This window comes from Kitasatospora sp. NPDC090091 (genome assembly GCF_044747365.1).
Taxonomy (GTDB): Bacteria; Actinomycetota; Actinomycetes; order Streptomycetales; family Streptomycetaceae; genus Kitasatospora.
Map to the genome: position 1 here is coordinate 47,357 of NZ_JBIVDY010000036.1, position 25,489 is coordinate 72,845.

General features: G+C 74.5%; 20 protein-coding genes and 1 rRNA gene. 5 read left to right on the forward strand and 16 right to left on the reverse strand.

Going from position 1 to position 25,489, the window contains the following annotated elements:
- Positions 1–23 precede the first annotated feature (23 nt).
- Positions 24–1,253, reverse strand: a complete 1,230-nt coding sequence (gene dxr / locus ACIPSC_RS37280) for a 1-deoxy-D-xylulose-5-phosphate reductoisomerase (RefSeq protein WP_400834230.1) — start codon at positions 1,251–1,253, stop codon at positions 24–26.
- A 68-nt stretch (positions 1,254–1,321) separates the two neighbouring features.
- Between dxr and ACIPSC_RS37285 the strand changes: the two genes are divergently transcribed.
- Positions 1,322–1,990, forward strand: coding sequence for an NAD(P)-binding oxidoreductase (locus ACIPSC_RS37285; protein ID WP_400834233.1), 669 nt, complete (start codon positions 1,322–1,324; stop codon positions 1,988–1,990).
- A 94-nt stretch (positions 1,991–2,084) separates the two neighbouring features.
- Here ACIPSC_RS37285 and ACIPSC_RS37290 read toward each other — a convergent pair whose 3' ends face one another.
- The 3 genes from ACIPSC_RS37290 to ACIPSC_RS37300 all read right to left on the reverse strand — a co-directional run bounded on the left by ACIPSC_RS37290 (position 2,085) and on the right by ACIPSC_RS37300 (position 7,635).
- Positions 2,085–3,527 carry an aldehyde dehydrogenase family protein gene (locus ACIPSC_RS37290; RefSeq protein ID WP_400834236.1) on the reverse strand — a complete coding sequence of 481 codons (1,443 nt, stop codon included), beginning with the start codon at positions 3,525–3,527 and terminating at the stop codon, positions 2,085–2,087.
- A gap of 248 nt (positions 3,528–3,775) precedes the next feature.
- Positions 3,776–5,341, reverse strand: a complete 1,566-nt coding sequence (locus ACIPSC_RS37295) for a PucR family transcriptional regulator (protein ID WP_400834239.1) — start codon at positions 5,339–5,341, stop codon at positions 3,776–3,778.
- A 200-nt stretch (positions 5,342–5,541) separates the two neighbouring features.
- A complete protein-coding gene (locus ACIPSC_RS37300; RefSeq protein ID WP_400834242.1) occupies positions 5,542–7,635 on the reverse strand; it encodes an ATP-binding protein in 2,094 nt (697 codons plus the stop codon).
- 240 nt (positions 7,636–7,875) lie between these two features.
- On the opposite strand from ACIPSC_RS37300, the gene gabT reads away from it, so the two are divergent.
- The gene (gene gabT / locus ACIPSC_RS37305) at positions 7,876–9,231 is read left to right on the forward strand and encodes a 4-aminobutyrate--2-oxoglutarate transaminase (RefSeq protein ID WP_400834245.1); all 1,356 of its coding nucleotides are present in this window, start codon (positions 7,876–7,878) and stop codon (positions 9,229–9,231) included.
- Positions 9,232–9,450: 219 nt separating this feature from the next.
- Positions 9,451–10,380 (forward strand): phosphatase PAP2 family protein, encoded by a 930-nt coding sequence (locus ACIPSC_RS37310; RefSeq protein ID WP_400834248.1) that lies wholly within the window; start codon positions 9,451–9,453, stop codon positions 10,378–10,380.
- On the opposite strand, the gene ACIPSC_RS37315 is transcribed toward ACIPSC_RS37310, so the two are convergent.
- Positions 10,377–10,712 carry a DUF2218 domain-containing protein gene (locus ACIPSC_RS37315; protein ID WP_400834251.1) on the reverse strand — a complete coding sequence of 112 codons (336 nt, stop codon included), beginning with the start codon at positions 10,710–10,712 and terminating at the stop codon, positions 10,377–10,379. The genes ACIPSC_RS37310 and ACIPSC_RS37315 overlap by 4 nt on opposite strands.
- Positions 10,713–10,928: 216 nt before the next feature.
- Between ACIPSC_RS37315 and ACIPSC_RS37320 the strand changes: the two genes are divergently transcribed.
- Positions 10,929–11,525 carry a MarR family winged helix-turn-helix transcriptional regulator gene (locus ACIPSC_RS37320; RefSeq protein ID WP_400834254.1) on the forward strand — a complete coding sequence of 199 codons (597 nt, stop codon included), beginning with the start codon at positions 10,929–10,931 and terminating at the stop codon, positions 11,523–11,525.
- Here the strand turns inward: ACIPSC_RS37320 and ACIPSC_RS37325 are convergent.
- Positions 11,416–12,357: an EamA family transporter gene (locus ACIPSC_RS37325; RefSeq protein ID WP_400834288.1), complete on the reverse strand. Its 942-nt coding sequence runs from the start codon at positions 12,355–12,357 to the stop codon at positions 11,416–11,418. The genes ACIPSC_RS37320 and ACIPSC_RS37325 overlap by 110 nt on opposite strands.
- Positions 12,358–12,475: 118 nt before the next feature.
- Between ACIPSC_RS37325 and ACIPSC_RS37330 the strand changes: the two genes are divergently transcribed.
- Positions 12,476–13,381 carry a LysR family transcriptional regulator gene (locus ACIPSC_RS37330; RefSeq protein WP_400834257.1) on the forward strand — a complete coding sequence of 302 codons (906 nt, stop codon included), beginning with the start codon at positions 12,476–12,478 and terminating at the stop codon, positions 13,379–13,381.
- 89 nt (positions 13,382–13,470) lie between these two features.
- Here ACIPSC_RS37330 and ACIPSC_RS37335 read toward each other — a convergent pair whose 3' ends face one another.
- From ACIPSC_RS37335 to rrf, 10 genes are all read right to left on the reverse strand, one after another.
- Positions 13,471–14,253 carry a ZIP family metal transporter gene (locus tag ACIPSC_RS37335; protein ID WP_400834260.1) on the reverse strand — a complete coding sequence of 261 codons (783 nt, stop codon included), beginning with the start codon at positions 14,251–14,253 and terminating at the stop codon, positions 13,471–13,473.
- 283 nt (positions 14,254–14,536) lie between these two features.
- Positions 14,537–16,294 carry a restriction endonuclease gene (locus ACIPSC_RS37340; RefSeq protein ID WP_400834262.1) on the reverse strand — a complete coding sequence of 586 codons (1,758 nt, stop codon included), beginning with the start codon at positions 16,292–16,294 and terminating at the stop codon, positions 14,537–14,539.
- 113 nt (positions 16,295–16,407) lie between these two features.
- Positions 16,408–18,237: a hypothetical protein gene (locus tag ACIPSC_RS37345; RefSeq protein ID WP_400834265.1), complete on the reverse strand. Its 1,830-nt coding sequence runs from the start codon at positions 18,235–18,237 to the stop codon at positions 16,408–16,410.
- A 253-nt stretch (positions 18,238–18,490) separates the two neighbouring features.
- Entirely contained in the window at positions 18,491–18,805 is a 315-nt protein-coding gene (locus tag ACIPSC_RS37350; RefSeq protein WP_400834268.1) for a cupin domain-containing protein, read from the reverse strand.
- 170 nt (positions 18,806–18,975) lie between these two features.
- The gene (locus ACIPSC_RS37355; protein ID WP_400834271.1) at positions 18,976–19,632 is read right to left on the reverse strand and encodes a YigZ family protein; all 657 of its coding nucleotides are present in this window, start codon (positions 19,630–19,632) and stop codon (positions 18,976–18,978) included.
- Between the two features lie 203 nt (positions 19,633–19,835).
- Positions 19,836–21,125: a DUF6986 family protein gene (locus tag ACIPSC_RS37360; RefSeq protein ID WP_400834274.1), complete on the reverse strand. Its 1,290-nt coding sequence runs from the start codon at positions 21,123–21,125 to the stop codon at positions 19,836–19,838.
- Positions 21,126–21,321: 196 nt separating this feature from the next.
- Positions 21,322–22,965 (reverse strand): DUF2637 domain-containing protein, encoded by a 1,644-nt coding sequence (locus tag ACIPSC_RS37365; RefSeq protein ID WP_400834277.1) that lies wholly within the window; start codon positions 22,963–22,965, stop codon positions 21,322–21,324.
- A gap of 196 nt (positions 22,966–23,161) precedes the next feature.
- The gene (locus ACIPSC_RS37370) at positions 23,162–23,827 is read right to left on the reverse strand and encodes a LuxR C-terminal-related transcriptional regulator (RefSeq protein WP_400834280.1); all 666 of its coding nucleotides are present in this window, start codon (positions 23,825–23,827) and stop codon (positions 23,162–23,164) included.
- Complete coding sequence (locus ACIPSC_RS37375) at positions 23,779–25,194, reverse strand: sensor histidine kinase (RefSeq protein WP_400834283.1); 1,416 nt, start codon at positions 25,192–25,194, stop codon at positions 23,779–23,781. Before ACIPSC_RS37375 ends, ACIPSC_RS37370 begins: the two co-directional genes overlap by 49 nt.
- A 220-nt stretch (positions 25,195–25,414) precedes the next feature.
- A 5S ribosomal RNA gene (gene rrf, locus ACIPSC_RS37380) occupies positions 25,415–25,489 on the reverse strand; the annotation flags it as partial.

The following is a 25,489-nucleotide window of genomic DNA, read 5'->3' on the forward strand; positions in this document are numbered from 1 at the left end:
AATTCCGGTCGCCACCGGAACCGTCAGCCGGCCGCCAGCTCGCGCGCCCGGGCCCTGGCCCAGTCCTCCGCGTGCAGGACGTCCTCGACCGTGAGGGAAGTTCCCCCCGCGGGGGCCCCGTGCTCCGCCACGACCTTGGCAACAGTGTCCACGATTCCGGTGAAGGCGAGGCGGCCCTTCAGGAAGGCCTCCACACACTCCTCGTTCGCCGCGTTGAAGACCGCCGGAACGGTGCCGCCGAGCGAGCCCGCCTCCCGGGCCAGGTCCACCGCCGGGAAGGCGTCGTTGTCCAGCGGGAAGAACTCCCAGGTGGCCGCCTTGGTCCAGTCGCAGGCGGGCGCCGCGTCCGGGACCCGGTCCGGCCACCCCATGCCGAGGGCGATCGGCATCCGCATGTCCGGCGGGCTGGCCTGCGCCAGCGTGGAACCGTCGGTGAACTCCACCATCGAGTGCACGACCGACTGCGGATGGACGACGACCTCGATCCGCTCGAACGGCACGTCGTAGAGCAGGTGCGCCTCGATCACCTCCAGGCCCTTGTTCACCAGGGTGGCCGAGTTGATCGTCACCACCGGGCCCATCGCCCAGGTCGGGTGCGCCAGCGCGTCCTGCGGGGTGACGCCCGCCAGCTGCTCGCGGCTGCGGTTGCGGAACGGGCCGCCGCTGGCGGTGACCACCAGCTTGCGGACCTCGGCCCGGGTGCCGCCGGCCAGCGCCTGGAACAGCGCCGCGTGCTCGGAGTCCACCGGCACGATCTGCCCCGGCTGCGCCACCGCCTTCACCAGCGGGCCGCCGACGATCAGCGACTCCTTGTTGGCCAGCACCAGCACCCGGCCGGCCGACAGCGCGGCCAGCGTCGGCCGCAGGCCGATCGAACCGGTGATGCCGTTCAGCACCGAGTGGCACTCCATCGCCGCCAGCTCGGTCGCCGCGTCCGGGCCCGCCAGCACGGCCGGCAGCGGACGGCCCGCCGCCTTCGCCGCCAGCGCCTCGCGCAGCACCGGCTCGGCCGCCGGGTCGGCCACCGCCACGGTGTGCACCCCGAGCTCCAGGGCCTGCTCGGCGAGCAGCTCGACCCGCCCGCCGGCCGCCGACAGGGCGACCACCCTGAACCGGTCCGGGTTGCGGCGCACCACGTCGATGGCCTGGGTGCCGATCGAACCGGTGGAGCCGAGGATCACCAGCTCCCGGGGGGCGGAGGGGTCCTTCACCACGGGGGTGAAGCGCAGCTGCGGGTGGGCGAGCGAAGTCATGCGCCCATTGTGTCCTGCCCGGCGCACTCCCCAGGACGCCGGGACGCCGCGCGGCTACCGTCGGAGCCATGCGTACCGTCATCGCCGGAGGCCACGGACAGATCGCGCTCAAGCTGGAGCGGCTCCTCGCCGAGCGCGGCGACCGGCCCGCCGGGATCATCCGCCGGCCCGAACAGGCCGCCGACCTCGCCGACGCCGGGGCCGAGCCACTGCTGCTCGACCTGGAGTCCGCCACCGCCTCCGGACTCGCCGGACTGCTGGAGGGGGCCGACGCGGTGGTCTTCGCCGCCGGCGCCGGGCCGGGCAGCGGCGCCGCCCGCAAGAACACCGTCGACCGCGACGCGGCCGTCCTGCTCGCCGACGCCGCCGAACTCGCCGGGGTGCGGCGCTACCTGATCATCTCCTCGATGGGGGCCGACGCCGGGGCCCAGCACGCCGCGGACCCGGTCTTCGAGACCTACCTGCGGGCCAAGGGCGCCGCCGACGACGCCGTCCGGGCCCGCACCTCGCTGGACTGGACGGTGCTGCGGCCCGGCCGGCTCACCGACGGCCCCGGCACCGGCCTGGTCCGGCTCGCCCCGTCGGTCGCGCGCGGCGCCGTGGACCGGGCCGACGTGGCCGCCGTGCTGGCCGCGCTGCTGCACGAGCCGGGCACCGCCGGACAGACGCTGGAGCTGGTCGCCGGCAACGCGACGGTCGAGGAGGCCGTCGCCGCCGCGGCCGGGCACAACGGCTGACCGGGGGCGTGCGCGGGCACGGACGCGCGCGGGGCCCGGTTCGTCGAACCGGGCCCCGCGCACATCGACCGACCGGTGGTCGGTCGGAGGTCGATCAGAGGTCGAGACCGGTGAGGACCATGACCTTCTCGACGGTGTAGTCGTCCATCGCGTACTTGACGCCCTCGCGGCCGACGCCGGAGTCCTTGACGCCACCGTACGGCATCTGGTCGGCGCGGTAGGACGGCGCGTCACCGATGATCACACCGCCGACCTCCAGCTCCCGCTGGGCGCGGAAGGCGGTCTGCAGGTCGTGGGTGAAGACGCCGGCCTGCAGGCCGAAGTCGGAGTCGTTCACGGCGGCGAACGCCTCGTCGGTGCCGTCGACCTTGTGCAGCGACAGGACCGGGCCGAACACCTCGGCCTTGGCCAGGATCGCGTCGGCCGGCAGGTCGGCCAGCACGGTCGGAGCGTAGGTCGCGCCCTCACGGGTGCCACCGGTGAGCACCTTGGCGCCCTTGGCGACGGCGTCGTCGACCCAGGACTCCACCCGCTTGGCGGCGTTCTCGTCGACCAGCGGGCCGACGTCGGTGGCGTCGTCGTTCGGGTCGCCGGTGACCTGGGTCCGGACCTTGGCCACGACCTTCTCGACCAGACGGTCGTAGACGGACACGTCGGCGATCACCCGCTGCACCGAGATGCAGGACTGGCCGCCCTGGTAGTTGGCGAACATCGCGATCCGGGTGGCGGCCCAGTCCAGGTCCGCCTCGGAGGACCAGTCGGCGAGCACCACGGCCGCGGCGTTGCCGCCGAGCTCCAGGGTGCAGTGCTTGCGCGGCACCGAGTCCATGATCTGGTAGCCGACCTTGTCCGAACCGGTGAAGGAGATCACCGGCAGGCGCTTGTCCTGCACCAGCGCCGGCATCCGGTCGTTCGGCACCGGCAGGACGCTCCAGGAGCCGGCCGGCAGGTCGGTCTCGGCCAGGATCTCGCCCAGCACCATCGCGGAGAGCGGGGTGGCCGGAGCCGGCTTGAGGATGATCGGCGCGCCGACCGCGATCGCCGGGGCGACCTTGTGGGCGACCAGGTTCAGCGGGAAGTTGAACGGGGCGATGCCCAGCACCACGCCGCGCGGGAACCGGCGCACCACCGCGAAGCGGCCCACGCCGCCCGGGTCGGTGTCCAGCCGCATGGTCTCGCCGTTGGTGCGGCGGGCCTCCTCGGCCGCCCAGCGGAACACGGAGACGGCACGGCCGACCTCGCCGCGGGCCCACTTGATCGGCTTGCCGTTCTCGGCGGTGATCAGCCGGGCGATCTCCTCGGTGCGCTCGGCCAGGCGCTTCGCCACGTGGTCCAGCGCGGTGGCCCGCACGTGCGCGGGGGTCGCCGCGAACACCGGCAGCGCGGCCACGGCGGCGTCCAGCGCCTCCTCGACCTGCGCCTCGGTCGGGACGCTGACCTTGCCGACCAGACGGCCGTCCCAGCTGTTGTGCACCTCGAAGTCGGCGTCGCCGCTCGCCCGGCGGCCGGCCAGCCAGAATTCGTACGTGGTGGTCACCGTGGTACCGGCCCTCTCCTCGACATCCTCACGGTCCCACGGACGTGGAACCAGGATCGAGGGTAGGGGCGTCGACGCGCCGACCGGATTGGCCGCGAAGTAGCGTTCGCCACGGACGCCACTCCAACACGTCCAGACGTTCGGTCGCCGAATGAGGTAGCGGGCCCGGCCTCCGGTGAGGAACCGGCCCGCTCCTCGCCGGAGGCCCTACGCCTCGCCGGAGGAGGCCCTGCTCCTCGCCGGAGGTCCTACTCCTCGCCGGAGCGGAGGGCCAGCCAGAGCTCCATCCGGACGTCGGTGTCGTCCAGCGAGCGGCCGAGCAGCTCCTCGACCCGCCGCATCCGGTAGCGCAGCGTGTGCCGGTGCACACCGAGGTCGGCCGCGGCGGCGTCCCACTGCCCGTGTCTGGACAGCCACGCCCGCAGCGAGGCGACCAGGTCACCGCGCGCCGTCCGGTCGTGCTCGCGCAGCGGGCGCAGCAGCCCCTCCGCGAACGCCGTCACCGCGTCCTCGCCGAGCAGCGGCAGCAGCGAACCCGCGCCGACCTCCTCGTGGTCCACCGAACGCCGGCCGCCGCGCAGCGCCACCGCCAGCGCCCGCTCGGCCTGCGAGTGCGCCGTCCCGGCCTCCTCCAGCGCGGCCGGCGCCGAGACGCCCAGCGACAACCCCTCGTGCTCCTCGATCACCCCGAGGCAGGCCCGGTGCACCGCGCCGTTGTCCAGCGCCAGCACCATCAGCCGCGCGCCGTGCGTCCCGTCCTCGCGCGCCACCAGCAGCTTCTCGCCGACCCGGGAGCCCGCCTGCTCGGCCCGGTCACCCAGCTCGCCCAGCGCCTCCGAGGAGTCCACGCCCTGACCGGCGCCCGCCACCAGGACCCGGACCGTGCCCTCCGGCAGCCCGCCGAACAGCCCCGCGGCCACCTGCCGGGCCGTGGCCACCTCGCCCGCCAGCACCATCCGCAGCAGCGCCGCGCCCATCCGCTCCTCGGCCTGCCGCAGCTCGCGCGAGCGCTCCAGGGTGAGGGTCAGCAGCGCCACCGCCGCGTTCAGCACGTACCGCTCGGTCGGGGTGATCCGGTCCTCGGTCCCCACCGCCAGGAAGCCCCGGGCCCGCCGGTCCGCCCCCAGCGACTGGACCACCACGTAGTCCTCGTCCGCCGTGTCTATCCCCGGCGACCGCCCCTGCAGCGCGGCACTCGACGGCGCCGGGCGCCGCCGCAGCCGGTCCACCTCGGCCGCCAGCCGCCCCGCCCGCCGCGCCGCCCAGTCCGGCGCCACCACCGACAGCGCCCCCGAACCGTCGTACAGCGCCGCCCAGCCCCCCAGCCGCGCCGCCAGCCGGCGCACCACCGCGGTGGTGCCGTCCTTGCCCAGCGCCGCCCGGGTCAGCTCCTCCTGCGCCTCGAAGCTGGTGGTCACCGCCTCGTACTGCTCGGCCGCCAGCGCCGCCGAGACCACCTTGCTGATCGCGATGAACGGCGTCGGCTCCGGCACCCGCAGCAGCGGCAGCCCGCGCTGCGCCGCCGCCTCCACCAGCGGCTGCGGCACCTCGGTGTGCGACAGCCCCACGCCGAGCCCCAGCCCCACCACGCCCGCGTCGGCCAGCCGGTGCACGTACGCCTGCAACTGGGCGGCGGTCCGGCCCAGCTTGATGCCGGTGGTGAGCAGCAGCTCACCGCCCTCAAGGAACGGCGTCGGGTCGTCCAGCTCGCTGGTGTGCACCCAGCGGACCGGCCGCTCCAGGTGGTCCGCACCGGCGAGGACCGTCAGATGGAGCGAGGTGTTGCGGACGACGGAGGCGAGTGTGGGAGGCATGGCACCTTCGGGGGAACGACCTGACCGCGCCGTTGCGGCCGGGCGAGGAGAGGCGGTGGGGGCTGAGTGGCCGTGCGGCCGGGAGTCGGGGTACGGGAGGGGTCTCTCCTCTCATTATGGACGCTCCGGACAACCGGCACTGCCGAATCCACCTCGGAGGCAGGCTTCGTCCGGGCCCGCGCCGCCGCCACACCGCCCGCTCAGCTCCGCAGGTCCACCAGCAGCGGCGGCACCTGCTCGCCCGAGACCGCCGTCAGCGACACCACCGCATGCCCCGCCGGAAGCGCGTGCGCCAGGTCGGAAGGCGACCACCGCAGCCGCTCGACGTCCCGCGTGGTCACCGACTCGGTCTGCGCCGTCGTCCCCGACAACGCCTTCCGCCCCAACCGCCCCGCCCGCCGGATCACGCCGCCATCCGTCTGGGGGGCATGCGTGACGACCGTTTCGTGCATCACGTGGGTGCCCCAGGCTTCGGAGAAGAACCGACCGTCCCACGGAGCGATCCCCGGGAACACCATCCGGCACCCGACAGCCCCGAACAGCGGAGCACGAAGCGCCTCGGGGAGATCCATCAACGTGCGCAGCAACAGCACCGCACCCGCATTGGTGCCGCGCATCCTCTGGAGCCCCCGCACGGCGGTTGTATCGAGAGCCGTGGACGCGTCATCCACGACCAAACCCGCGAAAAGGGAACGGTCCTTCCGGGCCACTGCCGCCAGGACGAACTGACTGACCACCAGCCGGGACAGGATCCTGGCCGCCTCCGGATGGCTTCGCTCAGGGAGCTTGATCAGGACTCGCAACGGGTGGTCCAGCGCCCGCATGGCAAATGGCGGACGCCCCGACCCGTCCGTGGCGAATACCCCGTCGAAGGCCGGGCGCTCCAGCAGCGCCAGCCGATCCGCGAGCAGCGTGCCCGGATCGTCCACCCGCCCCTGCTGCTGAGCACGGTGGCCGAGGTCACGCTCGTAGACTGCCGTTCGACCCGCCTCGTCCAGAGCCTTGGTCAAGGCCGAGACGGCTCGCTCCTCCCCCGCCAACAGCGCTCGGAGCTCGCTCACTCCCGGATATCGCCCATAGGCAGCCTGGAACGGCCCCACCACCTGCTGAAGCGCAACCCTCGCGCTCTCCGCGCGCGGCGCCAGCTCATCCGGGAGCAGTGCATCCGCCAGACGAGCAGCAGCCTCATCAGGGTCCTGCGTCGCCCCGTAGAGGTCCAGCCCGTAGGCGGACCCGGGCTCACCCGGTGCAATCACCACGTCGTACCAAGTGTCGGGGCCGAGGTCGGCGCCCGTCCCTCCCACGACCACGACACACGCCGTTCCGGCGAGGGCCTGCAGACACAGCGCCTCGATTGCTGGGCGCGCCAACCTCGCGGTCTTCCCGGTACCGGCGGGGCCGACCGCCAGGACAGAGGTTCCAAGGACGGTCGGATCCAGCGCGAAGCCCGTGTTGCGGTACGCCAGCGGATTCTTCGGGACATCCTGTGCCGTGCCGAGCCTCACCTGTTGCACCAACAGGTCGTGCTGCGCCGATCTGCCCGAGAGCTCCCGACTCTCCGACGGGTGGCTGAACGCCGCAGCACCACGGGCCAGTACATGGTCCACGAACGCCGGAACGAACGCAGGATCGGCCTGCGCCGACTCCCAGGCCCGCTGGATCCGCACGTAGTCGACATCGCCCACTGCTTCACCGTCCAACCGGGCCGCGGCTGCGGCGCCGCCGCCGATCCGTTGCCCCGTCCAAGGATCGGCAGCAGGCACCAGCGTATGGTCGCCGCGTGCTTCGGGGACCGGCCCCTCGTGCGTGATGGCCCGGGCCAGGACCGGCGCGACGTTCTTCCGCCAGCCGGTGGGGGTAAGGAACCGCCTTCCGACCTCTCGCCAGCGTCCCGTACGCCAGAAGACCGCCGCGGCGCAGCTGACGGTGACGATGTTGATGAGGATCTGGGCCACGTCGAACTGCTCCGGTGATGTGCCGTCGAACCAGCCGAACAACAGACCCACCGCGTACATCAGTACGACGGTGCCGATGTAGTACGTCGCGATGGTGGCGATGATGTTCAGTCCCGCCCGCCAGAGCAACGGCCAGGTCGGGACCTTGGCGTCTTCGGCGCGGTCGGGGTCGATCTGGGCGTAGCCCTGGCGGTAGATGCCCGGGGGGGCCGGGGGGCGGGGGGCGGCGACCCAGGTGGGGAGGTCGAAGGCCGGGGGTTGGGGGCGCTGGTGGGGCAGCGGTGGGGTGGGTGTGGTGGTGGTCCGCTCGCCGTGGCCCTGCGCCCCGTCCAGTCCCATGTCCGGCCCCGCTCCCTCGCCCGCCCGGCCCGACCGTCGTCGGTCCCGCCATACCCATGCCACCGCACCGGCGACACGCCCGCGCTCAATGTAGTGGAGCGGAGCCTCCCGGTAGCCGTACCACCCGCCTGGCCGCCTCGGACAAGTCGGACGGCTCAGTGCTACCGAGTGGCGCATGCCCGGCCGGGGAGGGCGGCCGTAGCCTGCGAAGCACCGAGCCGAGAAGTCTGGAGAAAACTGATGAGCGCCGCAACGCCGCTCCCGCAGGAGCGCCGCCTGGTCACCGCGATCCCCGGTCCGAAGTCGCAGGAGCTGCAGGCCCGCAAGCTGGGTGCGGTGGCGGCCGGCGTCGGCACCACCCTGCCGGTGTACGTGTCCCGCGCCAACGGCGGCGTCCTGGAGGACGTGGACGGCAACTCGCTGATCGACTTCGGCTCCGGCATCGCCGTGACCAACGTCGGCAACAGCGCCGAGGCCGTCGTGGCCAAGGCGTCCGAGCAGCTGGCCGCCTTCACGCACACCTGTTTCATGGTGACCCCGTACGAGGGTTACGTGGCCGTGGCCGAGCAGCTGAACGAGCTGACCCCGGGCGACCACGAGAAGCGCACCGCGCTGTTCAACTCGGGCGCCGAGGCGGTCGAGAACGCGGTGAAGATCGCCCGCGCCCACACCAAGCGCACCGCCGTCGTGGTGTTCGACCACGGCTACCACGGCCGCACCAACCTCACCATGGGCCTGACGGCGAAGAACATGCCGTACAAGCAGGGCTTCGGTCCGTTCGCCCCGGAGATCTACCGGGTGCCGGTGGCGTACCCCTACCGCTGGCTGACCGGCGCGGAGAACTGCGCCGCCGAGGCCGCCGCCCAGGCGATCGACATGATCAACAAGCAGATCGGCGCCGAGAACGTCGCTGCGATCATCATCGAGCCGATCCAGGGCGAGGGCGGCTTCATCGAGCCGGCCAAGGGCTTCCTGCCGGCGATCGTGGAGTACGCGAAGGCCAACGGCATCGTGTTCGTCGCGGACGAGATCCAGACCGGCTTCTGCCGCACCGGCCAGTGGTTCGCGTGCGACGACGAGGGCATCGTCCCGGACCTGATCACCACCGCCAAGGGCATCGCCGGCGGTCTGCCGCTGGCCGCGGTGACCGGTCGCGCCGAGATCATGGACGCCGCGCACGCGGGTGGCCTGGGCGGCACCTACGGCGGCAACCCGGTGGCCTGCGCCGCCGCGCTGGGCTCCATCGAGACCATGAAGGAGCAGGACCTCAACGGCAAGGCGCAGCGGATCGGCGAGATCATGCTGGGCCGCCTGTCGGCGATGCAGGAGAAGTTCGACGTGATCGGCGAGGTCCGCGGCCGCGGCGCGATGATCGCGATCGAGCTGGTGAAGCCGGGCTCCAAGGAGCCGAACCCGGAGGTCACCGCCGCCGTGGCGAAGGCCTGCCACGCCGAGGGCCTGGTCGTGCTGACCGCCGGCACCTACGGCAACGTGCTGCGCTTCCTGCCGCCGCTGGTGATGCCGGAGCACCTGCTCAACGAGGGCCTGGACATCATCGAGGGCGCCTTCGCCCTGCAGGGCGTCACCGCCGCCTGACCCGAGGGCAGGCACCGCAGACCCGCCGGAGGGATGTCCGGACAGCGCTGAACGGCCCGTGAGGACGAGAGTCCCCGCGGGCCGTTCGGTCGTTTCCGGGCCGTGCGTTCGGCGGCGTGTGCGGGCCGTGCGGGGCCCCGATCGGCGGCGGTGAAGATGCTGTGCGGAATCGCTGAAGCCACTCAACGGGGCACGGCCGTTGACGTAGTGTCATGACAGATGGACAGCGAGCCAAAGCCATTGGCGGAACCGTCCGCGGCACCGCCCCCGGAGGCGGGTCCGCGTGCCGGCCGCGAGGACAACCAGGCCGCCCCGCAAGAGGCGGCGCACACCGAAGGCCGATCGACCGACCGTCCGACCCACACCCCCCGGGGCGCACGGAACGGCGATCATCAGAGCCGCCCCGGAGCTCTCCCCCCTGCTCCGGGGCGGCCGCTTCGCGTCTTCCGCCGGTTCGCCGCCTCTCCCGCGCTGCCGGCGCTGCTGGCCGCCGTGCTGGTGCCGGTCTCCTGGCAGGTGGCCGTCGACGGGCCACTGCTCGGGCTGGACCGCTGGGTGCGGCACGCCGTCCGGGAGAGCCGGCACGAGCTGCACAGCACGCTGCTCAACCACCTCGGCAAGGCCCTGTCCGACCTCGGCAGCTCCGTCCCGGCGATCCCGGTGCTGCTGGCGGGCGGCGCGCTGGCCGCCTGGCGGACCCACCGGGCGGGGGCGCCGCGCCGGTGGCTGCCGCCGCTGGTGGCGGTGCTGACCGCGGGTCTGATCCCGCTGCTGGTCGTCCCGGCGAAGGCCTGGTTCGGCCGGCCGGGCCCGTTCGGGGTGCCGCTGGCGCCGGACCAGTGGGGCTGGTACCCGTCCGGGCACACGACGACGGCGGCCTTCTCGTACGGCGTGGCCGCGCTGCTGGTCTCCCGTACGGTCGGCGCCGCGGGCCGGCGCCGGCTCTGCGGAGCGGCCGCCCTGCTGTCGGCCGGGGTCGGCCTCGGGCTGGTGTGGAGCGACTACCACTGGCTGCTGGACGTGGTGGCCGGCTGGTGCCTGGCCGGGCTGGCGCTCTGGGCCCTGGCCCGGTGGCTGCCCGCCGGTCCCCCGCCGCCCGTGGCCTCGCCCGACTCGTCGACCCGCCGGCCGCCGGCCCACCGGCCCTAGCCCTCGGCGGGCTCGTCGTTGCGGTGGACGTGACCGGCCTCGCCGTTGTCGCGGTGCCATTCGACGACCAGCTCGTCGCGGGTCCCGAAGCGGACCAGGTGACGGCCGACCACGTCCTCCAGGTCGGGCAGGTTCTCCGTCTCGCCCTCGACGGCGAGCAGCAGGACGTCGGGGGCGGCTTCCAGGGTGGCGGTGCCGATGCGGAAGGTGAGGGTGCCGCGGCCGGTCTCGTCGGACCAGCCGGCCTCGATCTTGCGGCCCATGTGGGCGGCGAGCTGCTTGGCGTAACGGCCCGGGCGGTCGGTGGCGACGCGGGCTTCGGAGCGGGGCACAGGCCCTCCAAGGTCTGGGAGGGAACTTAGGGTGCCCTCACTTGAATCTACGCTAACTCAGATAGTGAGCCTTACTCAACACTTTTCCGGGCCAACCGGGCCCCCGGCCTCCCCCGGGCCCTCCCCGCCCTCATCCCCACCGCCCTCCCCGTCCTCCTTCCGGCTCCCGGACCGGCCGATACGCTTGGTCGAATCACCTGCCGAGGAGAGCCGCCCATGACCACCACGCCGACCGACGACGCGGCGAGCTCCTCCCCCGGCTCCCCGGCCCCCGGCACCCCCGACCGCACCCCCGACGGCACCTCCGCCGGCGCCCCGGCGACGCCGCAGGACACGGCCGCCGAGCTGGCCGACGCGATGACCCGGGCGATCAAGCGGATCCGCCGCCGCACCAGCGAACGGCTGGAGCCCTACGGCATCACCCCCGGCCAGGGCCGCGCCCTGCGCACCCTCGCGCACGCGCCGGGCTGCGAGCTGCCGGACCGGGCGATGCGGCTGAGCGATCTCGCGGACCGCCTGCACATCGCCCCCCGCTCGGCCACCACGGTGGTCGACGCGCTGGAGGAGGCGGGCATGGTCGAGCGGACCCCGGACCCGGCCGACCGGCGCGCCGTGCGGATCGTGCTGACCGACGCCGGCCACGCCGCGGTCGAGCGGATCGGGCAGGTCCGGCACGAGGTGGCGCTGGAGTACTTCGGCCCGGTCAGCCCCGCGGAACAGGATCTGCTGCTGCGGGCGCTGCGGTCCGCCGAGGCCGCGTACGCGGCAGCCACCCCGCCGCGGCGGACAGCGCCCCCGGGCGCAGCGCGGTGATCCCGATGCCGGCGATCACCAGCAGTGCCGCGCCGCCGGCCAGCGGGCTGATCCGCTCGCCGAGCAGCAGCCAGGCCGAGGACATCCCGAACACCGGCACCAGCAGCGAGTAGGGCGCCACCGCGGTGGCGTCGTAGCTGCGCAGCAGGTAGCTCCAGGCGACGAAGCCGAAGAGGGTGGAGACCAGCCCGACGTACCCGATCGCACCGAGGCCGGCCGGGGTGATCTCGCGCAGCGCCCGCAGGTCCTCGGCCGGCCCCTCGACCAGCAGCGAGAGCCCGAGCAGCGGCAGCGGCGGCACGGCGCTGACCCAGACCATCCAGCGCAGCGCGTCCGACGGGGCGGCCCGGCGGGTCAGCACGTTGGACAGCCCCCAGGCGACGGCGGCCAGCACGACGAGGGCGAACGCCCCGATCGGGCCACCGAGCCCGCGGTCGACGGCGCTCAGCCCGATCCCGGCGAAGGCGATCGCGAGACCGGCCAGCCGCCGGCCGCCGGGGCGCTCGCGGAGCAGCACGGCGGCGAACAGGGCCGTGAAGATCGCCTGGCTCTGCAGCACCAGCGAGGACAGCCCGGCCGGCATCCCGGCGTGCATGCCGAGGAAGAGCAGTCCGAACTTGACCACGCCGAGCACGAAACCGACCGCCAGTACCCACCGCCACGCCACCCTGGGCGGGCCGACGAAGAACACCGCCGGGACGGCGACCACGGCGAACCGCAGGGCGCAGAAGAGCAGCGGCGGGAAGTTCTCCAGGCCGATGTGGATGAGGACGAAGTTGAGGCCCCAGACGGCGGCGACCAGGACGGCCAGGCCGATGTGACGCGGGCTCATGCTGCCGCCGGGGGCGGCCGGTGTGGCGGTCATGCATCGAGGATGGCCGCCGGGAACCGTGTAGCACCAGCGATGAATTCTGAAGCGCACGCTTTAGCAGTGCTGCATGATGGTCCCCATGATGGATCTGGGACGCCTGCGGGCGCTGAACGCGGTGGCCGTGCACGGTTCGGTCGGCGGGGCGGCCGCCTCACTCGGCTTCACCCCCTCGGCGGTCTCCCAGCAGATCGCCAAGCTGGAGCGCGAGACCCGGACGGTGCTGCTGGAGCGCCAGGGCCGCGGCGTGGTGCTGACGGACGCCGCCCGCGAGCTCGCCGCCACCGCGCAGGCGGTCCTGGGGCTGGTGGAGCAGGCCGAGGTGCGGCTGGAGGAGCAGCGCGGCCGGGCGGTGGGGCGGCTCCTGGTGGCCGCCTTCGCAACCGGCGCCCGCGGGCTGATGCCCGGGGTCCTCGCCGACCTGCGCGTGTGCTGCCCCGACCTGGACGTCCGGCTGCTGGAGAGCGACCCGTACCTGGCGGCCGAGCTGGTCGCCCGGGGCGAGGTGGACCTCGCGCTGGTCCAGGACTGGCCGACCGTTCCGCTGCCGGTCCAGGCGGGGCTCTCCCGGCTGGACCTCGGCCGGGATGCCGTGGACCTGCTGGTGCCGGCCGAGGATCCGCTGGCGGACCTCGCCGTGGTGCCGGTCGGGCGGCTCTGCGGGCAGCGCTGGATCAGCGTGCCGCCGGGCAACATCTGCCACGACTGGCTGGTCCGGACGCTGCGCGAGGCCGGCGAGGAGCCCGACGTCCGCTACCAGGTCGGCGAGTTCGAGACCCAGATCGCGCTGATCGCGGCCGGCCTGGGGATCGGCCTGGTGCCGCGCCTGGGGCGGGGCGCGCTGCCCCCGGGGGTGGTCTCCCGTCCGGTCGTCCCGGAGCCTTCCCGCCGGGTGTTCGCGATCTGGCGCACCCAGGCCTCCCGGCGCCCGGCGATCACGGAGGCGCTGACCGCGATGCGGGAGCGGTGGGCCGCCCTCGACGGGTGAGGCGGGCGTCGGCGGGGCCCGGCGTCGCGCCGAGCGGGGACCGAACGGGACCGAACGGGCGCGCCCGGCACGGTGGCAGGCGGGGGCGCTCAGCTCGCGAAGCCGATCACCAGCCACATGAAGCCGACGCCGGCGAGGGTGCAGAGCAGGGTGGTGCGCGAGGGGTGCGGGCTGTGTGCCTCCGGGAGGATGTCGGAGGTCGCCAGGTAGAGCAGGAAGCCCGCGAAGAACCCGAGGTAGAGGCCGAGCAGCCGCTCCGGGATGGTGAACAGCAGGGTGATCGCCGCACCGGTCACCGGCGCCAGGGCGTCCGCCGCCAGCAGGGTCAGCGCCCGCCGCCGGTTGTTCCCGTAGAGCCGGGTGATCGTGTACGTGTTGAAGCCGTCGGCGAAGTCGTGGGCGACCACGGCGATGGCCACCACCGTCCCGACCGTCGTCCCGGCCTGGAAGGCCGCGCCGATCGCGAAGCCGTCCATCACGCTGTGGCCCACCAGGGCCAGCGCCGCGGTGAGGCCGACGCCCTGCGCCCCGGCCGTGGGACCGTGGCCGTGCGCGTGACCGTGGGCGGACCGCTGGCCGTGGGTGTGCTCCGCGTACTCGGCCTCGTGCCCTCGGTGGATGGCGACCGCGCGCTCGATGATGTGGATGGTCAGGAACCCGGCCGCGAACATCAGCAGGGCCTGCGGCACCCCGTGCACCTCCTCGGGCGCCTGGTGCAGCGCCTCCGGCAGCAGGTCGAACGACACCACGCCGAGCATCAGCCCGGCCGCGAAGCCGAGCACCAGGTGACGCCGGTCGCCGGTGCGCTGGGCCACGTAGCCGCCGATCAGCGTCATCAGGAACGCCCCGGCGGCCACCAGGATCGCGGTCACCGCACCTCCCCCGTACCGGGCACCGTGCCCACCGTGCCTCCCCCGTGTCCCGACCGGCCGCCCCGGCACCCGTGCGCACCCAGCCTCGCGCCGTCCCCGGGCGCCCGCCCGCCGGACAGGCCGTCAGGGTGAGCTGCGGCAACGGCGACCCGGCTCCTCGTTGCCGTTGCCGTCGCCGCGCCGCTGCCGTCGCCGCGCCGCTGCCCGGGCCGCGTCCGGCCCGGGGGCCGCACCCGGGGTCGGCTCCGGCTCGGTTCCGGCTCGGCTCCGGCTCGGCAGCGTTTCAGTGGACGGTGGCGAGCGGGAGTCCGAGGTGGGTGCGGGCGAGCTCGCTCACGCCGTCGCCGTCGACCAGGTGGATGTGCTGGTGGCCGTCCTCGCCGGTGAGGTCGAGCGCCTCGTCGGTGAACCGGCCGGTGGTCAGCCGCAGTCCGCGCTCGGCGGACTCCTCGCGGACCGCCTCCGCCAGCGTCCTGATCTCCTCCTCCCCCACCGGCCCTGCGCCCCGGGAGGCCCAGACCACCCAGCGGCCCGGCAGGGCGCTGCCCGCCGTGCCCTCCCCCGTGGCAACCAGTCCGGCCGGACCGCGCAGCCGTACGCTCCACTGCGTCAGACCGCCCCTGGTGAGCAGCTCGCGGACCAGCTGGGCGAACTCGTTGGCGGAGAGGTCCGGGGCGGACGGCAACGCGGGACCCGCCACCGCGGCCGGCTCGACCGCCGCCCGGGCGTACGGGTCGGGCGTGACGGCGGCACCGAGCTGGCGCAGCCGCACCAGTGCCTCGTCCTGCTCGGCATCGGCGTAGACGCCCTCGCCGTCGGGCTCCGCCGAGGGGGCGGCCGGTGGCAGCAGCCTGGTCCGGGCCAGGGCGTCGCGGTCGGCGTCGACGCTCAGCAGGCAGAGCGGCTCCTCGCCGCCGGCCCCGCGCAGCCAGCCGTTGAGCACCACGCCCGCCAGGATCTCGTCGGTGTCGACGGCGTCCGCCGCCTGCAGTGCGCGCAGGGCCAGTCGGGCGACCAGCCGCAGGTAGTCGGTGGCCCGGTCGGCGGGCGGCCGCGGCACCGGCAGGATCTCGCCGTCCGCGCCGAGCCGGTAGCCGCTCAGCGAGGGCACCAGGTCGAGCGCCGGCAGGTCGAGGTCCAGCACGGCGGTGCGGGTCAGCGGGCGGAACACCGCCCGGCAGGGCGCGGGCAGGTCCTGGGTGGCCGTCTCGGCGGCGGCCAGGGCCCGCTCCAACAGCGACTCCACCGCGGCCGGCTCGGCCAGCCGATACGCCCGGCGGCACTCCTCCAGGCTGTCGTTGTACTCCCGCACGGCGCGGGCCCGGGCCTGCTCGGCGTCTTCGTGGGCGCGCCGGGACTCGTCCCCGGCCGGGCTGCCGGCCTCGGCCTTCCGGGTGCGCCACTCCCGCAGGGCCCGCTGGTGGGTGAGCCGGGCCTGGGCCAGCTCGCGCTGGTAGCCGGAGTCCAGCAGCCGTCGGGCGGGGGATCCGTCCGGGTCGGCGGCCGGCGGCTCGGCGGGGGCGTAGTCCGCCCAGCGCGGCTCGGTGTCCGTGCCGGCCGGCTCCGCATCGCCGGCCGGGTAGGGCCGCGGCTCGTAGTGGCGCAGCTGACTCTCGAAGTCCATCGCCGAGACGGGCAGCGCCGCCCGGCGCAGCAGGTCGGCCAGCTGCTCGTGCTCGGCCTGGACGGTGAGCGTGCGGTGGTGGGTCAGCGCGGCGGCCCGGCCGTGGGCGGCGACCGCCTCGTCCGTTCCGACGCCCGCGTCGGTGGCGGCGCCCGCGTTCGTGGCGGCGCCCTCGTCGGCGGCGCCCGCCCCGGACGGCGCGTGGTCGGGGGCGTCGGCAGGGGCGTCGGCCGAGGGACCGGCCGGCGCGACGGTCGGTCCCTCCGCACCGGGCCCCTCGGCGAGTCCGCCGAACCCGTCGGGCAGGTCCGGACCGCCCGGCCCCTCGACGCCGAGGTCCCGGAAGACCGAGGCCAGAAATCCGGGTTGAGGGGCCGTGACCGTGCCGTCCGAGTGACCGTCAGCTGAGTACTGCATCGGTGGTCGTTCCCCCATACTCGTCCGGCACCTGCCCGGGCCGGCCGGCGACCCCGCGGCCCGCCCCTGCCGGTCATTGTCCACCGAACGGGCGCGCCGGTCAGCCAAGCCTCTCAGTTGGTCCTGGTGTTGGTCAGGTGCAGGCCGATGTAGCCGACATAGATCCGGCCACTGCCCGAGCAGTCGTCGAGGTAGTGCAGCCGCGGTGCGGTCCGCCCGCCGCCGATCCGCAGGTGCGCTCCCATGAACGCGCGCCGCGAGACGTCCACGCACTCCGGCACCGGCAGCATCCGCTCCCGCTTCCACTTGGTGTGGCTGAACACCGTCCGGGACTCCCCGCGCACCGCCTTGCGGGGCGGGAAGCGGTGGCAGCCTGCCGGGGTGTGCTCGCACCACTGCTTGAAGTCGCCGCCCGCCTGCCCCCGCACCGCCGCCTCGGCGTACTCCTGAAGGGCGGTCAGGCCGTCCCAGGTGAGCCGTGCCCAGCCCGCCCCGGGACACTGGATCTCGTCCAGGGCGAGCGCGGACTTCTGGTCCCCCGTGAAGGTCAGCAGCGGGAACTCGTCAATCCTGGACATGAGTTCGGTGAAGGTGCCAGGGATGCCGGCGCTCCCGGGGCCGCCGGGGAGGCGCTTGGCGCGGCCGGCCGCCGCGGACACCCCGCCGGAACCCCCGCAGAGCCGGCCGGCCAGCGCCCGGACCTGGGCCCCGCCGCGCCGCTCCCGGCGCAGGCTGTGCCGGACCCGCTGCAGCTCGTCCGCCCTCGCCTGCTCCTCGGCCCGGTCCTGCTGCTCCTCGTGGGCCAGCACGGCGAACTCGGCCGCGGCTGCGGCCGCGTCGGGGCCGGTGCCTGCGCGCGGCACGACCGGGGCCACCCGCAGCACGGGCACGGCCGCCAGCGGCGGGGGCAGCGGCTGCTCGGCGGCGATCCGGCGCGGCTCGCGGGCCAGCAGCCCGGCCGCCCGCCGGAGGTCCTCCTCGATCCGGCGGCGGGCCAGCACCGGGTGCCGGGCACCGTCGTGCCGCGAGGCCGGATCGACCTCGGGCAGGTAGGTGCGCACGGCGCCGCCGTACACACTGTGGTACTCCAGCGCGACGTTGAACTCCGTGCGGGCGCCGGGATCGAGGACGTAGGCGGTGGCGAGGCCGGGCAGCTGGCCGCAGAGCGGGCGGACCACCTCGGCGACCCACTCGTCGATCCCCCGGTCGGCCGGGACGCTGGCCACCACGGTGGGCAGCCGGCGTTCCGGGTCGCAGAGTTCGTCGATCAGGCCGTCGACCTCGCCGGCGGTGAGCACCCGCGGCGCCAGCTGGACGGCGGCCGGGCCGTCGGCGGCGTCGAGGAGCGGGAGCAGGACGCAGGCCAGCTCGGGCACCGGCACCCGGCAGGGCGTCCGCACCCCGCTGCCGGTGGTGTGCGTCTCCGCCTCCAGCCGGACCCAGGTGGGACCGTCGACCCCGGTGGCTATGGTCAGCGTGAGCTGGTGGGTGCCGTGCGGGGCAGGGGTGCGCAGGCGGCGGCGGTCATAGCGGCCGGCGCGACCGCGCAGCGGGCCGCCGTCGCGGTCGAGCAGGACGCGGCCGCCCAGCCGCAGTCGCTCGGCCGGGACGTCGGCGACGGCCGGCACGCGGCCGACCGGGTCGGTGGGGGCGGGTCGGGCGTTGCGCCCGGCGGGGACGGTGAGGTGTCCGGCGGGAGCGGCCGGGTCGAGGTGTCCGGCGGGGGCGGAGCGGGCGCGGTCCGGGTGGGCGGGCACCGGGGCCGGCGGCGGGGGTTCCTCGCAGCCCTCCTGTTTCAGCCAGGCGCCGAGGCGCTGGTCGGCCAGGGCGACGGCGTCGGCGTGCGGGAGCGCGGTCGTGACGGTCATCCGGTAGGGCGTCGCGGGGCCTCTGGGGCCGGGCAGATCGGCGCGGGCGCGCGACGTGGAGCGGTCTGAGGTCATGCGCATACCTCCGTGGCGGGGGTGGGGTCCGTCGTCCTCCATCGATGGGGGGTTCGTCCGGTTCGGCCGGATCCTTGCCCAGGAAACGCCACAACCCGGAGCGGAAGTTCCAAATCGAGGCCACGTGAATACGTTCGAGTGAATCTGGGGTGAATCCGCTCAAGCCGCCGGCCCGATCGGCAGTGCGTGGCCGCCACTCGCCGCCCGGCACTCGCGCTCGGCCCCCGGCGTGCCCCCGGAGCCCGGCCCGCACTCAGTCCCCGGCCGCCTCGGCGCCGCTGCGGCTCCACTCCGGTTCCGCCACCGGTACCGCCAGCGGACAGCCCTCCGGGGCGTCGTAGTCGGCGATCAGCACCACCGGGACGGTGCCGTGGTTCCGGCCGACGTGGATGTGGAGCGGACCCGCCTCCTCGACCAGCGAGTCCCCCGCGCTGCTGACCTCGACCCGGCCGTCGTACAGCGTCCTGGTCAGCGTCCCCGACAGCACCACCACCGCGACCCGGCCCGGGTGGTAGTGCCAGCCGGTGCTGCCGCCCGGGGGCAGCGTGACGGTCTGGACAACGGGCATCGCGGCTCGGCTCCCCGGTCGGCTCCCTGCTCGGTTCCGGCCAGGCTAGGGAGACGGTCCGGACCTTCGAACACCCGGATCCGAACTGTCCGAAACACTGGCCGAAAACCGTCCGGCCCGCTCCACCCCGGAACGGCGGCACCGCACCGTCCGACCACCGGGGCACCGGGTCAGACCGGCACCTCGACGTACGTGCGCCCCGCCGCCACCGCAACCGCGGTTCCGCCGGTCGCCTCGGCCAGCCAGGTGTGGAACCCGGCCACCTCGGGCTCGGGCACCCCGACCTCGATCCGCACCCCCGCCGCCTCGTAGGCCAGGTCGCTGACCGCGTACCCGGCCGCCCGGAGGTCGTTCTCCACCCGGCCGGCGCGGGTGTGGTCCGCGGTCACCGCGAGCAGCGCCACCGGCCTGCGCTCCAGCAGCCCGACCGCGTCCAAGGCCTCCGACACCGAGCTCCCGTACGCGCGAACCAGGCCGCCGGCACCGAGCTTGATCCCGCCGAAGTACCTGGTCACCACGGCCACCGTGTCGGTCAGCCCGCGTCGGCGCAGCACCTCCAGCATCGGCACCCCGGCGGTGCCGCCGGGCTCGCCGTCGTCGCTGGAGCGCTCGCGGCGCTGCTCGTCGCCGACCACGAAGGCGGTGCAGTTGTGCCGGGCGTCCCAGTACTGCTTGCGGATGCCGGCGATGAACGCCTGGGCCTCGTCCTCGTCCGCGACCCGGGCGAGGTGGCAGATGAAGCGGGACTTCTTGATCTCGATCTCGTGGCTGACCGCACGCCGGATGGTGAGGTACTGCCTGGGGGTCGGCTCCGGCGTGGCGGACATGGTGCGGTGGTCCTCCCGGACAACGAGACGGCGGGGCGGCGGACGGCTGAGCAGGCCGGGCGGCGGACGCAAAGCGGCCGGCGGTACCGCCCGGGGAGGACCCGCCGACCCGAAGGCCGGAAGGTCCTGGGCAGTACCGCCAGCCTAGGGCCTGTCCGGGTGGTCCCGGGTGCCGCGGTCAGCTCATCGCCGCTGCCGGCCGCTCAGCGTCCGGCCAGCGCGTCCAGCTGCGCACGGTCCAGGCCGGTGAGTGCGGTGACCTCCGCCGGGTCGACCGCGCCGCAGTCCAGCCCGCGCAGCACGTAGCCGCTGAGGGCGCGGGCGGTCGCCGGCTCGTCCATCACGTCGCCGCCGGCCTTGGCAACGTAGGCGGCCAGCCGGGCGGCGGCCGCCTCCAGGCCCTCGCGGTAGAAGGTGTAGACGGCGACGTAGCGGGTGGGCAGGTGGGCCGGGTGCATGTCCCAGCCCTGGTAGTAGGCGCGGGCCAGCGAGCGGCGGACCAGGTCGTGGTGGAGCTTCCAGGCCGCGTGCACCTGCTCGGTCGGCCCGGTCGGGATGACGTTGGTCGAGCCGTCGGAGAGCCGGACGCCGGTGCCGGCGGCGGCCACCTGCATCACCGCCTTGGCGTGGTCCGCGACCGGGTGGTCCATGCTCTGGTAGGCGGCACTGACCCCGCAGGAGGCGCTGTAGTCGAAGGTCCCGTAGTGCAGTCCGGTCGCCCGTCCCTCGGCGGCCTCGATCATCCGGGCCACGGTGGCACGGCCGTCCGGGCCGAGGATGGCCTGGGTGGTCTCGATCTGGATCTCGAACCCGATCCGGCCGGCGGGCAGCCCCGCCGAGCGCTCGAAGTCCTCCAGCAGCCGGACCAGTGCGGTGACCTGCTCGGCGTAGGTGACCTTGGGCAGCGTCAGCACCAGCCCGTCGGGCAGGCCGCCGGAGGCCAGCAGGGTGGCGAGGAAGAGCTCCAGGGTCCGGATGCCGCGGTCCCGGACGGCCGCCTCCATGCACTTGATCCGGATCCCGATGTACGGCGGGGCGCTGCCGTCCGCCACCGCGGCGGCCACCAGCTCGGCGGCGCGGACGGCGGCGGCGTCCTCCTCGGCGTCCGGCCGCGGGCCGTAGCCGTCCTCGAAGTCGATCCGCAGGTCCTCGATCGGCTCCCGCTCCAGCTTGGCCCGGACCCGGGCGTGGACGTCGGCGAGCAGCGCGTCGTCCGCCACGCCGAGCGCGCGGGCCAGCTCGGCCGGGGTGCCCGCGTGGGTGTCGAAGACCTCCAGGGCCTGGCGGCCCCACTCGCGGACGGTGTCGGCGGCGAAGGCGTCGGCCGGGACGTAGACGGTGTGGACCGGCTGCCGGGTGCCGGAGTCACCCGGGTAGCGGCGGGTCAGGTCGGCGTCGACCGGGGCGAGCAGCGCGTCCACGGCGGCGCGGGCCGCGTCGGAGAACGTGGCTCCGCCCGCCGGTCCGGTACCGTCCACCTCGACCTGCGACATGCGTACTCCTCCACGCCCCGCCGGCCCGGGACGGACCAGCGCTTCAACAATTTGTTGAGGCGAAGGTAACCCCGCCGGGATCGGGCGTCAATGGCCGACCGAGCGCTGGACGCCGCAGCCCGGGGCCGATGGGCCCCGGGCTGCGGTCCTGCTGCGGTTCCAAGCTGTGGTCCGGCGAACGACGGGAGGTGCCGGGTCAGTCCCGCCCGGCGGCCAGGTAGCGGTCCTTCAGCTCGGGGTAGAGCTCGGCGACGTCCTTCGGGTGCACCGAACCGTCCGGTCGGTTGCCGGTCACGCTGTACTTCGTGGTGAGCCAGTCGGCGAGCCGCTGCGGGTCCGGCTGGTGCTCGTGGCTGTCGATGTAGCTGACCAGCGCCTCGTAGGCGAGCTCGGGGTCGAGCCGGTGGTGCCCCGGGCGCGGTGCCGGGCCGGTCCGCTCGCCCGAGGGGCCGGGCGCGGGCAGCTCGTCCTGCTGCTCGGCGAAGTCCGGACCCTGCGGGGCCGCCGACTCGTACGCGACGTACCCGGTCTCCTCGGCGTACTCGCCCTGGTCCGGGTACTGGCCCTGGTCGGTGTAGCCGGCCTGCTCCGCGTAGCCGGCCTGCGGCGCGGCGGCCGGTGCTCCCTGGGCGACCGCGGTGGCGGGCTGCCGCACCGGTGCGGGGTCCCGCTCCGGAGCCGGCTCGTCCCCGGTCGGCCGCGGCGGCTTGAACCACGGCGAGGCCTGACCCGGCACCCGGCCACCACCGGTGGCGCCGCCGCCCTGGGCGTGCGGACCGGTGGTCCGGACCGGGCGCTCCGTCCAGACGTTCAGCTCCTCCCGCGGCGGCGGAGCCTGCTCCTGCTCGCCCTCCGGCTCGTTCGCGGCACGCAGCCGTACCGCGGCGAGCTTGGCGAGCATCGGCGCGGCCACCTCGGCCGGCACCGGCGTCACGGCGGGCGCCCCCTCGGCCTGCTGCTGCGGCCTGGCCTGGGCCTGAGCCCCGGCCGGGGCGGGCTGCTGCTGCTGGAGCCGAGGCCCCGGGGCTGCGGCAACGGCGGCGGCAGCGGGCGGTGTGGCGGCGGCGGCCGGCGTTGCGGCGACGGCCGCCGGGATCGCCGCGGCAACGGCCCGGCCGTCCCGCAGTTCCTTGGCCTCGCGCTCCTCGCGGGCCGCGCGCGCCTCCTCGTCCAGCCGGTCCAGCACCGCCGGGTCGAGCGGCACCCCGTACTTGGCCAGCTTGAGCGGCAGCAGCGCCTGGATCGGCGCCGAGCGGCGCCAGCCCCGCCCGTAGCGGAAGCGCAGCTGGGCCCGGTAGACCAGGCGGTTCTGCTCCAGCCGGACCACCTCGTCGTAGGAGCGCAGCTCCCAGAGCTTCATCCGCCGCCAGAGCCGGAACGTCGGCACCGGGGAGAGCACCCAGCGCATCAGCCGGACGGACTCCATGTGCCGGTCCGCCGTGATCGCGGCGATCCGCCCGACGGCGTGCCGCGAGGCCTCGACGACGACCACGAAGAGCACCGGGATGACCGCGTGCATGCCCATGCCGAGCGGGTCGCCCCACGAGGCGGCGGCGTTGAAGGCGATGGTGGCGACGGTCAGCAGCCAGGCGGTCTGCCGCAGCAGCGGGAACGGGATCCGCAGCCAGGTCAGCACCAGGTCCAGCGCCAGCAGCACCACGATGCCCGCGTCCACACCGATCGGGAACGCGTAGGCGAAGGTGCCGAACCCCTTCTCCGCGGCGAGCTCGCGCACCGCGTTGTACGACCCGGCGAAGCCTATGCCCGAGATCAGGCAGGCGCCGGCGGCGACCAGCCCCAGCAGGCTGCGGTGAGCCTTGGTGAGCGTTGGGCGTGCCATAACGTCTATCAACCCCTGGATGTCGGCCGCGGCCGTACGCTGCTCGGGCTGCCGGTTCCCGCGTGTCGGGGCACCGGACGGCTGAGCGACCTCCGGGCTCGGCCCACCGGAGTTTACTCGTACAGCTGTTTCAGCGTTTCCGCAGCCCAGGGTGTCACCGTCTGCCGCGATCTTTCACCGGCCACCGGTCGGAACGTCAGCGCGCCCGCTCCGCCGTGCCGTTGAGATAGGTGAGCACGGCCAGCACCCGGCGGTTCGCGTCGTCGGCCGGGACCAGCTCCAGCTTGGTGAAGATGTTTGCGATGTGCTTGGCCACCGCCCCGTCGCTGACCACCAGCCGCGCCGCGATCGCCGAGTTCGAGCAGCCCTCCGCCATCAGCTCCAGCACCTCCCGCTCGCGCGGCGACAGCCGCTGCAGCGGGCCCGGGCGGCGGGAGGTGCTCTGCATCAGCTTGGCGATCACGTCCGGGTCCATCGCCGTGCCGCCGGCCGCCACCCGGCGGACCGCGTCGATGAACTGCTCGGCGTTGAACACCCGGTCCTTCAGCAGGTAGCCGACGCCACCGGTGCCGTCCGCCAGCAGCTCCCGCGCGTACAGCTGCTGCACGTGCTGCGACAGGACCAGGACGGGCAGGCCCGGGATCTCCCGCCGCGCCTTCAGCGCCGCCTGCAGCCCCTCGTCGGTGAGCGTCGGCGGCAGCCGGACGTCCACGACGGCGACGTCCGGACGGTGGGTCAGCAACGCGTCGAGCAGCTCCGGCCCGGTCTCCACGGCGGCGGCGATGGTGAAGCCGTGCGCTTCCAGCAGGCGGATCAGGCCTTCACGGAGGAGGTAGAGGTCCTCGGCGAGGACAACTCGCACGGCAGCTCCAGGGTGATGGTGGTCGGACCGCCCGACGTGCTGTCGATGGCGAGGACACCGTCGAAGGTACCCAATCGCCGCTCGATCCCGCGCAGGCCGGTCCCCCGGGTGGGGTCCGCCACACCGGCACCGTCGTCCGTCACCGTGATCCGCAGCGTCCCGGCCCGGTAGAGGATGTCCACCCAGACCTGCTCCGCGCCCGAGTGCTTGGCCGCGTTGGCCAGCAGCTCGCAGATGCTGAAGTAGGCGGCCGCCTCGACCGGGGCCGGCGGCCGGTCCGGCAGGCTGACGCAGACCTCGGTCGGCAACGCGCTGTCCAGGGCCAGCGCCCGCACCGCGTCGCCCAGTCCGCGCTCGGCGAGCACCGGCGGGTGGATGCCGCGGACCAGGTCGCGCAGCTCCTGCAGTGCCCGGGCCGAGGACTGCCGCGCCTCGGAGAGCAGTTCGCGAGCCGCCGTCGGGTCGGTGTCCATCAGGTGCTCGATCGTGCCCAGCGTCATCCCGATCGCGACCAGCCGCGCCTGTGCGCCGTCGTGCAGGTCGCGCTCGATCCGCCGCAGCTCGGCCGCCTGGTTCCCGACCGCGTCCGCCCGGGTCTCGGTCAGCTCGGCCACCCGCTTGGTCAGCTGGGCGTGCGAGGCGCGGTCGCCCTGGCCCAGCACACGGCGCGCGATCTCCGCGTACGCGCGGACCGCGAGCGGCGCCACCGCCACTCCGACGGCCATCAGCCCGAGCCCCAGCAGGCCGTTCACCACCAGCGACAGCATCCGCTCGCCGCCCGCCCCGTAGCCGTCGACGGTCACCGGATCGTTGAGGGCGAAGGTGCAGCCGAGCCCCAGGATCAACAGGGCGGCCACCGGCACGGCGAGACCCAGCACCACGATCGGGCTGACCGCCAGCCAGAGGACCTCCGCGCGGGTCGCCCGGTCGCGCAGCCCCCAGTGCAGCAGCTGGGCGACCCGCGCGACGCTGTGCGAGCGGTGGTACGAGTACCCCGTCCACCAGTGGCCCCGCTCGTCCCTCTCCAGGGCCGGCCGGGGGGTGTACGACACCGGCAGCCTCATGCCGCACCAGCGGGACAGCTGGTCGCGCGTCCGGCGGGAGACCCGGCGGACGAAGAGGGCCGCCACCGCGGCACCCACCAGACCGGCCGCGGCCATGGCGAACAGCTCCGCCATGGCGTACGGATCCAGCGCCGAGACGACCGCCCCGCCCGCCATCACCGCCGCCAGGAACGGCAGCACCGTGACCGGGAGGATGCCCAGCACCAGGAGGCCGAGCCGGGCCAGGCCGCGGCCGCCCGAGGTGAGTGCCTCCTCCGCCTGGGCGCGCATGGTCGCGCCGCTGGTTCGAGTCGCTGCTGTCACGGATGCTCCTGAGGCCGGTCCCGATCGTCCTGTTTCAGTGTTCCCGAACGCCGTCTGCGGGGCACTGGCCGTCGCACCCCATTACAGAGGTGGACCTAGCACCACCCCCGCGTGGTTCCAGACCCCGTCGGCTTCCCGCGTTCGCAAGCGGCGCGGGAATGTGCCGGGAAATGCGAAGAACCCCCATCCGGGACCCGGATGGGGGTTCTTCAGAAGAATTGTTCGGCGGCGTCCTACTCTCCCACAGGGTCCCCCCTGCAGTACCATCGGCGCTGTGAGGCTTAGCTTCCGGGTT

What these genes read in the sequence shown, in the direction of transcription:
- ACIPSC_RS37285 (WP_400834233.1), top strand. Translation starts at nt 1,322, where the DNA reads ATGCGTACCGTCATCGCCGGAGGCCACGGACAGATCGCGCTCAAGCTG.
- ACIPSC_RS37295 (WP_400834239.1), bottom strand. Translation starts at nt 5,341, where the DNA reads ATGCCTCCCACACTCGCCTCCGTCGTCCGCAACACCTCGCTCCATCTG.
- ACIPSC_RS37350 (WP_400834268.1), bottom strand. Translation starts at nt 18,805, where the DNA reads ATGCCCGTTGTCCAGACCGTCACGCTGCCCCCGGGCGGCAGCACCGGC.
- dxr (WP_400834230.1), bottom strand. Translation starts at nt 1,253, where the DNA reads ATGACTTCGCTCGCCCACCCGCAGCTGCGCTTCACCCCCGTGGTGAAG.
- ACIPSC_RS37310 (WP_400834248.1), top strand. Translation starts at nt 9,451, where the DNA reads ATGGACAGCGAGCCAAAGCCATTGGCGGAACCGTCCGCGGCACCGCCC.
- gabT (WP_400834245.1), top strand. Translation starts at nt 7,876, where the DNA reads ATGAGCGCCGCAACGCCGCTCCCGCAGGAGCGCCGCCTGGTCACCGCG.
- ACIPSC_RS37360 (WP_400834274.1), bottom strand. Translation starts at nt 21,125, where the DNA reads ATGTCGCAGGTCGAGGTGGACGGTACCGGACCGGCGGGCGGAGCCACG.
- ACIPSC_RS37355 (WP_400834271.1), bottom strand. Translation starts at nt 19,632, where the DNA reads ATGTCCGCCACGCCGGAGCCGACCCCCAGGCAGTACCTCACCATCCGG.
- ACIPSC_RS37345 (WP_400834265.1), bottom strand. Translation starts at nt 18,237, where the DNA reads ATGACCTCAGACCGCTCCACGTCGCGCGCCCGCGCCGATCTGCCCGGC.
- ACIPSC_RS37340 (WP_400834262.1), bottom strand. Translation starts at nt 16,294, where the DNA reads ATGCAGTACTCAGCTGACGGTCACTCGGACGGCACGGTCACGGCCCCT.
- ACIPSC_RS37300 (WP_400834242.1), bottom strand. Translation starts at nt 7,635, where the DNA reads ATGGGACTGGACGGGGCGCAGGGCCACGGCGAGCGGACCACCACCACA.
- ACIPSC_RS37330 (WP_400834257.1), top strand. Translation starts at nt 12,476, where the DNA reads ATGATGGATCTGGGACGCCTGCGGGCGCTGAACGCGGTGGCCGTGCAC.
- ACIPSC_RS37325 (WP_400834288.1), bottom strand. Translation starts at nt 12,357, where the DNA reads ATGAGCCCGCGTCACATCGGCCTGGCCGTCCTGGTCGCCGCCGTCTGG.
- ACIPSC_RS37320 (WP_400834254.1), top strand. Translation starts at nt 10,929, where the DNA reads ATGACCACCACGCCGACCGACGACGCGGCGAGCTCCTCCCCCGGCTCC.
- ACIPSC_RS37365 (WP_400834277.1), bottom strand. Translation starts at nt 22,965, where the DNA reads ATGGCACGCCCAACGCTCACCAAGGCTCACCGCAGCCTGCTGGGGCTG.